This is a genomic window from Antrihabitans spumae, from assembly GCF_043944905.1.
Taxonomy (GTDB): domain Bacteria; phylum Actinomycetota; class Actinomycetes; order Mycobacteriales; family Mycobacteriaceae; genus Antrihabitans; species Antrihabitans spumae.
The window spans coordinates 1-10,460 of sequence record NZ_JBIMSN010000140.1; the positions used below are offsets into that span (position 1 = coordinate 1).

Below are 10,460 nucleotides of genomic sequence, written 5' to 3' on the forward strand. Positions count from 1 at the left end.
GAACGACGACACCGACTCTCAGCAGCCCTCAGAAGCCGCAATCAATTCGGCAACAGCCTCCCGGCGTACGAATTCTGAAGTCGGGCAATCTCGTCGGAGATGTCACGTTGCGACGACAGCACCGGCATCCGGCTGGCGGGAGGAGCGCTCATGTCGTTGACGGTATCGATGTGGCTGCCGTCACGTCGAGGGTAGAATTTCACTGAGTGAAATACGAGGAGGGTGCAGATGGCCGGCAACACCGGGCGACCAGGCGCAAGCGTCATCTCGCGGGCGCTCGCACTGTTGTCGGCCTTCGACCAACACCATCGCAGCTTGACCCTCACCGAACTCGCCGAGCGTGCCGACCTACCGACGGCGACGGCATACCGCCAGATCAACGAATTGGTCGACGGCGGTGCACTGATCCGAAACAGTAGCGGCGAGTACATGATCGGCCGCATGATCTGGAACCTCGGCCTCCTTGCGCCCGTACAGACCGGGCTCCGAGAGGTTGCGTCGCCGTTTCTACACGACATCTATGCGGCCACCCGCGCGACCGTCCACCTCGCGGTGCGCGAAGGTGACCGCGTCCTCTACGTCGACCGCCTGTCAGGGCACGCGTCCGTCCCGGTCGTCAGCAAGGTCGGGTCCACACTGCCGATGCATTGCACCGGCGTCGGCAAGGTGTTGCTCGCGTATGCACCCGCCGACGTCCACGCCCGCGCGTTGGCTGCCTTGACGCGGGTCACGCCGTTCACGATCACCCAGCCGGTGCGTTTGAACGAACAGCTGACCCGAATTCGCCGCGACGGCTATGCGACGACGATCGAAGAGATGACGCTCGGCGCGTGCTCGGTGGCGGTACCCATCACAGGCGGCATCGGCGGAGAGTCGAAGGTCATCGCCGCCCTCGGCATCGTCGTGCCGAGCCTCAAACGGGACCGACCACGTCTCACCGCCGCGCTACACGTTGCTGCACAGGGTATTTCGCGCAGTATGCCGACTACGTGATACGCGCAGGGACCGTCGCCAGCGCAACGACTGCGAGTAGCGCGGCAAGCGCGAAACCGTAGAAACCCCAGGGGTACGCGATCCCGGCGGTCACCATCGCACCACCGATCGACGGCCCGACTATCGCTCCCACACGCCCGACACCGGCAGCCATCCCCAGCGCTGTACCTCTGATCCGAGCTGGGTAGAGATGGCCGACGAAGGCGTAGACGAGCACCTGCGCGCTGAAGACAAAGATTCCCGTCAGCAACACGGCTGCATACACCAGCAGCGAGTTGTTCATCTTGATCGAGAGCAATGCGAGGAACACTGCCGCGAGTCCGAACCAGGCAAGCACGGTCGGCTTGTTGCCACGCGAATCGGAGATAGCGCCGGCAATGAGCAGGCCGATCACCGCGCCGACATTCAGCACGAGGAGCAGTCCGGTGCCCGCACGAATCGAGTAGCCCGCCTCGCCCATGATCTTCGGCAGCCAGGTGTTGAGTCCGTAGACGAGCAGCAGACCCATAAACGACGCCAACCACAGACCGATGCTGACCCGCAGGTACACGCCCTTCACAACATCGCGACTGCGGCTCACCGCCTGCGTTTCAGCAGGTGCGGACTTGGCCGCGAGGTAAGACTCGGACTCGGGGAGTTTGGCCCACATGATCGGCAGGGTCAGCAGACCTGCAACGCCGCCGATGACGAACATCGCCTCCCAGCCGTATGCCTCGATTACCCAGAGGCCGAGGAGCGCCGTGAGGACCGCGCCGACGTGATAGCCGGTCATCATTCGAGTCACTGCAGACCCGCCACGACCCGGACGCGCGAACTCCGTCATAAACGCGAGTGCAGTCGGCAGACACGCGCCGAGCCCGAGGCGGGCAAGGAACCGTAGTGCGGTGAAGGTTTCGACATTCGGCGCGAACGCAACCGCAATGGTCAGTACAGAGAAGGCCGCGATGCTGCTGATCAGGCTTATTCTGCGGCCGTATCGGTCGGCGAGTGGTCCGATGGTCACCGCCCCGATGCCGACGCCGATCAGTCCGACCGTCGATGCGACGGTCAGCGACGAGTCGGTGAAGCCGAGCGCGCCGGACTTCGAGATTGTCGGGATGACGGCACCGAGCACAACCAGATCGAAGCCGTCCAACGCGACGGCGATCCAGCACAGCAGCGTGGGCCACATGGTCGAATCCGTTCGACCCGATGTCGCCGGACCTGTCTTGGGCATTTGGAGAGATGACATGTTCTAGACCGTGACAGGGACCACACCTTCCGGACCAGCGATAGATTTCACTGAGTGAAATTGCGCCTCCGACCTAGTCGGATGGTCTCGGCACGCCTGCTTCCCAGCGCGCCCGCCGTTCGTGGTCGGATTGCTCCCACCACGGTGTACCCCGTTCGCCGAGAGCAACTTTCGTGGCCTGCACGCCTGCGCGTGCCTCCGGCGCACCGTCCGTTCGCTTCACTTCTCGTCGCCACGCCATCAGGATCGAGCGCAACTCCGCATTACGATCGTCCGGAATTGCCGGATCCGTCGCACGCCAACGCCGACCGTTGACGACTATGTAGCGGCCATCCTCGGTGTGCTCGACATCCTTGGCCATACGTTTCAGCTTGTCACAGCACGAGGATCGTCAGCACGCTAGAATTCGTACCCTCGGGGCCGTTCGACATGAGGAGTGCCCGTGGCCGATATCACGCTACCGATCGAAACAATACTCGCGTGGGTGCGAAGGATGTTCGCCATCTGACGTCGCTCGCCTGCCGTCATCCCTTCGGGAACGTCGGATACTCGATTCCGGATAGGTATTGCACGGTCCGCACGACCTGGCACGAGTAGCCGAATTCGTTGTCGTACCAGACGTAGAGGATCGCGCTGTCGCCGTCGACGATCGCGGCGTTGGCGTCGATGATGCACGCTGCCCTCGATCCGATGAAGTCGCTGGACACCGCGTCGGTCGCGGCGGTGTAGTCGAGATTGCGGCTCAGTGGACCCGACAGCGATGCCTGTCGAAGGTTCTCCAGCACTTCCTGTTTCGTGGTTTCGCGCCTCAGTTGCAAACTCAGGATCGCCACCGAGACATCGGGCGTCGGTACTCGAATCGAGTTGCCGGTTATCTTCGCCTTCAGGTCCGGGAGCGCTTTGGCGACGGCGGAGGCCGCACCCGTCTCGGTGAGCACCAGGTTGAACGGTACAGACCGGCCACGACGATCCGCACTGTGAAAGTTGTCCAGCAGGTTCTGGTCGTTGGTGAACGAGTGCACGGTCTCGACGTGACCGCGGGTGATACCGAACGCGTCTTCCATCGCCTTGAGCGGCGGAACGATGGCGTTGGTCGTGCAGGAAGCGCAGGAGAAGATCTGCTGCTCGAGATCGAGGGTCCGGTGATTGACGCCATGCACGATGTTCGGGACGTCACCCTTGCCTGGCGCGGTCAGCAGTACCTTGGCGATGCCGGGACGCAGGTGTTTGGACAGCCCCTCGCGGTCGCGCCACTTGCCGGTGTTGTCGATGAGGATCGCATCGTCGATGCCGTATTCGGTGTAGTCGACGCTCGCGGGGTCGTCGCTGTAGATGAATTTGATGACGTTGCCGTTGGCGACGAGCACGTTGTTGTCTACGTCGACCTTGATCGTGCCGTTGAAGTGCCCGTGGATCGAGTCGCGCCGCAGCAACGACGCGCGTTTCGCCAGGTCACCTTCGCCACCCTTGCGGATGACGACAGCTCGCAGGTTCAACCCGTTGCCCGACCCGGCTTTTTCGATGAGCAGGCGGGCGACCAGCCGACCGATACGACCGAAGCCATAGAGGACCACGTCCCGCGGACCCTGCGGTTCGCTCTTGTTGTCGCCTGTGACCTCGTCGAGCGCAACGGCTGTGAAGTCGGGAACCGACAATCCACGCCCGTCGGCGCGATATGCCATCACCAGCAGACCGAGGTCGATTTTCGATGGTCCGAGGTCGAGGGCAGCGAGCGCCTGCAGGAACGGGAAAGTCTCGTCGACCGACAACTCCTCGCCACCGACCTGGCGCGCGAAGCGGTGGGTTCGAAGGATGCTGATAACCGACTTGTTCACCAGAGACCGACTGTGCAGCAGGATCGTCACACCCTTGGTGCGGTGCAGAGCACCGATGACTGGAATCATCGCCTCCGCGATTGCTTCCTGCTCATTCCAACGGGTCAATTCTGGGGAGGTCAACCAAACATCCTTGGGGTCGAATTCGGGGCTACTGAAGATACGAGGATATCGGAGTGAGCTGTAGGCGATAGTGTGTGTTTGCTCTCGGATTCCGAGCGGGAACGCACACTTTCTCAGGGTCACTCCCAGGCAGCTCCGACGATGTCTCGGAAACGCGCTGCGGGAGCAGACAATTGCCGATCGGCACGCCAGGTGAGACCGATCGTGCGTCGTGCACCATCGGCGCTGATTCGGATACCTATCGTCCCCGACGCACCGGCGGACGGCTCGGGAACGATCGCGACCCCGAGCCCTGCCGCTACGAGACCTTCGATCGTCGCAAGGTCCTGACTCTCGAAGGAAACATCGGGGACGACGCCTGCATCGCCGAGGAGCGCATCGACGTGGCTGCGGAAGCCGAACCCCAGCGGCGTCATGACGAACTGATCACGGGCAACCTCGTTGAGTCGCAGCGCCTTTCGTGTCGCGAAGCGGTGCCCCGGTGGAACGATCAGTACCAGTCGATCCTCTTGCAGGGCGTGCCAGCCGAAGTCCCCCGGTGGCCTTCCCGATGTGATCGCCAGGTCGACTGCCCCCGAATCCAGATCGCGCAGAATATGGTGCCCCGGTTCCTGTCGCAGCACGACCCGAATTCGGGGCGCTTCGTCCCGAACCGTACGCAGCACTGCCGGAACCACCGACGTGGCAATCGAATCCAGGAACGCAAGCCGCGCGACGCCGGTATCGGGATCCAGAACGGTCTCGAGGTCACGGAGCAACTGCTCGTATCGTGCGGTGACATCGCGCGCCGCCGCGACGACGATCTCCCCCACCGGCGTGATGTGGATGCCGTCCGTCGACCGCTCGAATACTCGAGTGCCCAGCTCGGTCTCCATCCGAGCGAGCGCGCGCGAGAGGGTCGGTTGGCTCGTTTCCAGAATGGCCGCGGTGTCGGTGACGTGGCCGTACTCGGCAAGGGCTACGAGCCAGTCGAGATCGCGAATGAACACGGTCCGATCATACGTCTGACGTATCGACATCAGCAGTCATGCGCATTGGACGTATGACGACTGCAAGCGGACCGTCGACGTGTGACTGCGATCATGCGAGCGGAGACCGGCGAGGGCTACCTACCCGGCACAGCCGACTATCGCCGAGTGATGGCGTCGCTGTTCGTGGCAGGCGTTGCAACCTTTGCCCTGCTCTACAGCACGCAGGCAATTCTGCCCACGCTCAGCGCGGAGTTCGGAGTTTCCTCGACCGCAGCCACCCTCACCGTCTCACTGACCACGTTGGGCCTCGGCGTCGCGCTGCTGATCACCGGTCCCCTGTCCGACATCATCGGCCGCACCCGACTTATTCAGCTGTCGCTCACAGCGTCAGCGCTGATCGGTACGGCGGGCGCGCTTGCACCCAATTGGTCGACTCTGCTCACCTTGCGACTTGTGGAAGGCGTTGCACTAGCCGGGCTTCCGGCTGTCGCGACGGCCTACCTGCGTGAGGAACTGCATCCGTCGACCCATGCGCGCGCCGCCGGTCTCTATATCGGCGGCACCGCATTCGGCGGGATGGTCGGCCGGCTGCTGACGGGCTCGGTCGCCGATGTGGCGGGCTGGCGCTGGGCGCTCGCTGCGACCGGCATCCTCGCGCTGCTGTGCGCTCTTGTGGTGCGCGCGTTGCTGCCGTCGTCCCGTCGGTTCGTCTCGACCGGGTCAGGAACGCGGACTGCGCTGCGTTCCACGTTGCGGGCCGCGTCGGACCCCGCGCTTGTGCTGCTGTATCTCATCGGGTGCGCCTCGTCGGGTGCCCTGGTTGCCGTATTCAACGTGCTCGGCTTCCGATTGTCCGGTGCGCCTTTCGATCTCGGACCGAGCGCGGCTAGCTTGGTGTTTCTCGTCTACCCACTCGGCTCGTTGAGCGCGATGCTGTTCGGACGCGTTGCGGACAGTATCGGTCGCCATGCCGTTCTCCCTCTCGGCGTCGCCCTCGCGGTAGCCGGAATCCTTATGACCGGTCCGGCTACCTTGCCTGCCGTCGTGGTCGGGCTCGGTCTGTTGACCGCCGGCTTCTTCGCGGTTCACGGCATCGCGAGCGGCTGGGTTCCTGCCCGCGCGCACGCCGCGGGAATCCCCACCGGGCAGGCGGCGTCGCTGTATCTGTTTATGTACTACCTCGGCTCGTCCGTCTTCGGGAGCCTCGGCGGCAACGCCTGGAGTGCCGACGGGTGGCCGGGCGTCATGATGCTGTCGCTCGCGCTGTTCCTGGTGACCGCACTGTGCGCACTCGCCATGCGAAAGCGCCGAACCTAATCGGCGGGGCTTTGTTGCGTCGGGGTGCCACCGATGAAGTCGTCCCAGTGTCTCCGCACGGGCGCCCACCTGTGGTCGAAGGCCGCGGCTCGCTGCCGAGCGCGCGCGAGCTTCGTCGTCGAGTAACGCCAACGCGCCCACGGCGACGTCGGCCGTGCCAGCCTGACCGCAGCGATCCAGGTAATCGGCGAAACGAACATCCCGAGCAGTGCAGTCGGATACTTGCCCTTCAGCGCGGTCACCGCAACCAGCACGAAGTTGACCGACAGCGCGGCCATGACGCCGATGCGTGCAGCTACGTCGGCATCGGCAAGACCCTTCACATCGACGGGCGACAGTCCGAACACCGCAAACCCGATGCACGCCGCCGCGAGGGTGACCATGTTCACCGACAGCTGGCCTTCTTGTGACCAGTACACGTCCTGCAGTGGAAATTAGCACATCGTTGCAGTACGGCGTTATGGGATCGTGAAAGCCACCGAAAACCTTGTCGGGCTGACAGCGTTCGAACCTGCGAGTTCTGGTACGCAGCGGACTACTGTGACCTGCGGAAATAGTCGCTTCGCCGGGCTTCGCCTGCGGTGGTCATCAGTTAACGGTGTACTCGATGCTGCGGTCGCCGTTTGTGTAGTTCTCACCGGTGCCGGCCGGAGTCGAGGTTCGCCCAGACGACGCCGATCCGCTGATCGAACCCGAGCAGCGTCTTGGCGTTGCTGTGGAAGGTCAGGTCGACAACTCCGCCCTCGGACACGGCGCTGCTCGTGGTCGAGCTCGGTCGACCGACGAACCCGCCGAACTTGCGAAGAAGCCGCGCAGCAGTGCCGTCGGTTAAAGCACTTCGGATCAGCCGTGTCGTCTGCGGTATTCCCGTTCGGCCCCCGGGTGCAGGGGGACACTGCCGGTCATGACGAGTGATCGGGCGTCGAGAAATTGGCTCCCGATCGCCTGCCCGGGAACGAGAACAGAAGACTGGTCGAGAAGCAGGCCTACCAGTGCCCCGACAACGCTGTCCGGCACCGCGGGGTGTGCCAACATCAGGTTCGGAATTCCTACTGTTGTCACCTTCGAGTGTTTGCCGTACACGTCCGCAGGAATCGGCACCGACTCGTAGGCGGTGCCGAACGAACTCCGCAGGTTCGCCACGACGGCACCCAGATCGAGCAAGCGGATGGCCGTACGAGCATCGGCGAACGCCGGGGTCGGTAGCCCGCCCGCCCACATCACGGCGTCGACCTCGTTGTTGGACAGGGCTTCTGCCGCCGAGCGCATCGACAATTGCACCTGCTGCACGGCACCGGGATCCCCCAAACCGGCTGCGTCGAAGATTCGTTGCGACACCACGGTCGCACCGGACCCAGGCGCACCGATACTGACGCGCACGCCACGCAGATCCGCGACTGACTCGATGGCCGAGTCCGCACGCACGGCGACCTGGAAGTAATTCTCGTACACGCACCCGACTGCCGCCAGATTCGAACTCCGGTGGCTGTAGGCGGCGTCGATGAGCGTCATCGCCAGGTCAGCTTTACCGGAATCCAATGCCTGGAGATTGTCGATGGAGCCAGCCGTCGTGAGCGGAATAATCTCCGCTGCATCGGTTTTCGCGGCAACGGCGGAGAGCAGGCCAGCAAACTCCCAAAAGAACCCGCCTACCTCGCCTGCTGCGAGTCGCAGTTGCGGGGCCGTGGCCGGGGCACAGGAACCCACCGCAGTAATACCGAGTGTCAACAAGCAAGCCCGCAGCGTCGCTCTCCTGGAGAGCAATGCTGCGGGCTTGGCCATGTCAGTCACTGTAAGCGTGGCGTCTTATTGAAATGCTCGGCCCTGCTCGCGGTCGAGGACGGTCTCTGCCTTGTTCCGTAGAACGAAGATGTAGACCAGCAGCGATATCCCGATCACGACCGTCACGTAGAAAATGAACCACGAAACATGGCCACCGTTCTTCGCCGCCTGGTAGATCAGCGGTGCGGTGCCACCGAACGCAGAGTTGGCAAGCGCGTAACCGAGACCGACACCGAGCGCACGGACGTGCGAGGGGAACAACTCGGCCTTCACGATCGCATTTATCGAGGTGTAACCGGTCAGGATCACGTAACCGACGCATACCAGGGCGAGCGACTGGACCACCGACGTCGCCGTCGGGAGGTATGTGATGAGCACGTACGTGTAGAGCACGCCGCCGATTCCGAAGAAGATGAGGAGCGGCTTGCGGCCCACCTTGTCGCTGATCAGTCCTCCGATGGGCTGCAGCAACATGAGGAAGATCAGACCGAAGAGGTTGATCCAGGTGCCGGTCATTCCCCGGTCCTCGTACGCGGTCCTGATCATCGAGTGCGCGTTGACACTGTAGGTGTAGAACGCGATGGTGCCACCGGCAGTCACCATGAAGCAGATCAGCAGCGCTCGCCAATGGTTGCCGATGAGTTCTTTCATCGAACCGGAGGCCTGGTCGGCTCCGCTGCGCACGGCGTCGAGCCGCTCGGTCGACGATCGCTATCCCTTCGTCGTACAGGCTGTTGTAACGCTGCACGGACTCTCGGATCCGAGGTATGCCGGATTCGCCCTCACGCGAACTCAACTCGGCGAAGAACGTTGCTGCAGCGGCACGGTTTTCGCTGAAACGCTGCACTCGTTCCCGTCCGACGAGAACCGCCAAGGGCACCGACAGCGCAAGCACGACAATGGTGGAGTAGATCATGAGCACCACCAGCACACGGCGTCGCACGTCAGGTAACCCAGCGGTAGCCGAAGCCGCGGATGGTCACAATGGTGCCCGGCCGATCGAGTTTCGAGCGCAGCGCCGTCATGTGCACGTCCAGGGTCCGCGAAATTGCGACGTATGCGTCACCCCAGATTGCGTCCATCAACTGCTCCCGACTGACCGCTTCACCACGCCGGGTTACCAGATGAGCCAGCAGTTCGAATTCCTTGGTCGTCAGAGCAGCACCCCGCCCGTTCACCTCTACGCTGCGGTCGACGAGATCGACGACGATATCGCCGAGAACAAGTCTGTCGGCAGTGGAATCGATCGTCGTAATGCGACGTCGGGCGGCGACCTGGAGTCGCGCGTGCAACTCCCCGAGTCGAGCTGGTTTGACGACGTAGTCGTCCGCGCCGCCGTGTAGTGCCCGGACCACCGAGCGCTCGTCGTCGCGGGCGGTCAGCACCACCACCGGAACCGAACTCAAGGTCCGTAGCTTGCGCAAGACCTCGAGGCCGTCCATGTCCGGCAATCCGAGATCCAGCAGGACGACATCCATCTCGTGGTGCCCGAGCAGAACATCGGTGCCGCGGCGCATACGGACAGGTTTATGCCCCACCTCGGCCAACGCATCCACAAGCGCGTCCCCGACGCCGTCGTCGTCCTCCACCACCGCTATGCGCATCGGTCTCGAGTCACCTCGTACGGGTCAATGACTACCGGGGGCGAGCGCGGCGGTACGGGATTACCGGCCGCTTACGACACGCAACTGTCCGAACGGTTGATTACACCACCTGCAGCTCCCGTCGACGTAGTGGTGGCCATCTTCACGTTCGCACTCGTCGGATGCGCATCCACTGCCGCACATGAGCATTTGGTGGCCACATCGGCACCGCTCACCGTCACAGCCCGGGTGGTGAAGTGCTTTCGGCGGCGCACCACAGTCGTGACACTTGGTCCTCCCATTGAGAATTCGACTGGGCCGCCACGTGCATCCCACCGAATCGAGCATTTCCAGATCGCAAGCCTTGCAAATTGCCATGGCGCGCAGAGTCGCACAGGGCACCGACAGTGAAGTGCGCCTGCTGCCGATTACGCGATCCGCCATCCTCGATATTTCTAAGAACCGTTGGGACCTAAGGGATCCGGCCTGATGACGACCGCGCAGTGTTGGATGCTTGTGCGCGCCTATGCACTATCTCCCGTCCGACCGCTTTCGAGACTTGAGGTGTGTCAAGGATCTTGGACAGATCCTCGTGGGTCATGCAGCTGATGCTGCGTGACGGTAG

At 63.2% G+C, this 10,460-nt stretch carries 9 protein-coding genes and 2 pseudogenes; 3 read left to right on the forward strand and 8 right to left on the reverse strand.

The window, feature by feature from the left end:
- The first annotated feature begins 228 nt into the window (after positions 1–228).
- Positions 229–993: an IclR family transcriptional regulator gene (locus tag ACHIRB_RS27225; protein ID WP_395117987.1), complete on the forward strand. Its 765-nt coding sequence runs from the start codon at positions 229–231 to the stop codon at positions 991–993.
- On the opposite strand, the gene ACHIRB_RS27230 is transcribed toward ACHIRB_RS27225, so the two are convergent.
- The 4 genes from ACHIRB_RS27230 to ACHIRB_RS27245 form a co-directional block, all read right to left on the reverse strand.
- Complete coding sequence (locus ACHIRB_RS27230; RefSeq protein ID WP_465254692.1) at positions 986–2,209, reverse strand: MFS transporter; 1,224 nt, start codon at positions 2,207–2,209, stop codon at positions 986–988. The genes ACHIRB_RS27225 and ACHIRB_RS27230 overlap by 8 nt on opposite strands.
- 88 nt (positions 2,210–2,297) lie before the next feature.
- Positions 2,298–2,585, reverse strand: coding sequence for a hypothetical protein (locus ACHIRB_RS27235; RefSeq protein ID WP_395117991.1), 288 nt, complete (start codon positions 2,583–2,585; stop codon positions 2,298–2,300).
- 163 nt (positions 2,586–2,748) lie between these two features.
- A complete protein-coding gene (locus ACHIRB_RS27240) occupies positions 2,749–4,128 on the reverse strand; it encodes a glyceraldehyde-3-phosphate dehydrogenase (protein ID WP_395126583.1) in 1,380 nt (459 codons plus the stop codon).
- Between the two features lie 173 nt (positions 4,129–4,301).
- Entirely contained in the window at positions 4,302–5,171 is an 870-nt protein-coding gene (locus ACHIRB_RS27245) for a LysR family transcriptional regulator (protein WP_395117993.1), read from the reverse strand.
- An 81-nt stretch (positions 5,172–5,252) separates the two neighbouring features.
- Here ACHIRB_RS27245 and ACHIRB_RS27250 point away from each other — a divergent pair, with 81 nt between their 5' ends.
- Positions 5,253–6,470: an MFS transporter gene (locus tag ACHIRB_RS27250; protein WP_395117995.1), complete on the forward strand. Its 1,218-nt coding sequence runs from the start codon at positions 5,253–5,255 to the stop codon at positions 6,468–6,470.
- Here ACHIRB_RS27250 and ACHIRB_RS27255 read toward each other — a convergent pair.
- The 3 genes and pseudogenes from ACHIRB_RS27255 to ACHIRB_RS27265 all read right to left on the reverse strand — a co-directional run.
- A pseudogene (locus tag ACHIRB_RS27255) lies at positions 6,467–6,904 on the reverse strand (hypothetical protein); the annotation flags it as partial. The gene ACHIRB_RS27250 and the pseudogene ACHIRB_RS27255 sit on opposite strands and share 4 nt — an antisense overlap.
- Before the next feature lie 409 nt (positions 6,905–7,313).
- Positions 7,314–8,252 (reverse strand): TAXI family TRAP transporter solute-binding subunit, encoded by a 939-nt coding sequence (locus ACHIRB_RS27260; protein ID WP_395117997.1) that lies wholly within the window; start codon positions 8,250–8,252, stop codon positions 7,314–7,316.
- A gap of 24 nt (positions 8,253–8,276) precedes the next feature.
- Positions 8,277–8,951: pseudogene (locus ACHIRB_RS27265) on the reverse strand (MFS transporter); the annotation flags it as partial.
- Here ACHIRB_RS27265 and ACHIRB_RS27270 point away from each other — a divergent pair.
- Positions 8,890–9,204, forward strand: a complete 315-nt coding sequence (locus ACHIRB_RS27270) for a hypothetical protein (protein WP_395117999.1) — start codon at positions 8,890–8,892, stop codon at positions 9,202–9,204. The pseudogene ACHIRB_RS27265 and the gene ACHIRB_RS27270 overlap by 62 nt on opposite strands.
- Here ACHIRB_RS27270 and ACHIRB_RS27275 read toward each other — a convergent pair.
- Positions 9,197–9,856 carry a response regulator transcription factor gene (locus ACHIRB_RS27275; protein WP_395118001.1) on the reverse strand — a complete coding sequence of 220 codons (660 nt, stop codon included), beginning with the start codon at positions 9,854–9,856 and terminating at the stop codon, positions 9,197–9,199. The genes ACHIRB_RS27270 and ACHIRB_RS27275 overlap by 8 nt on opposite strands.
- Positions 9,857–10,460 lie beyond the last annotated feature (604 nt).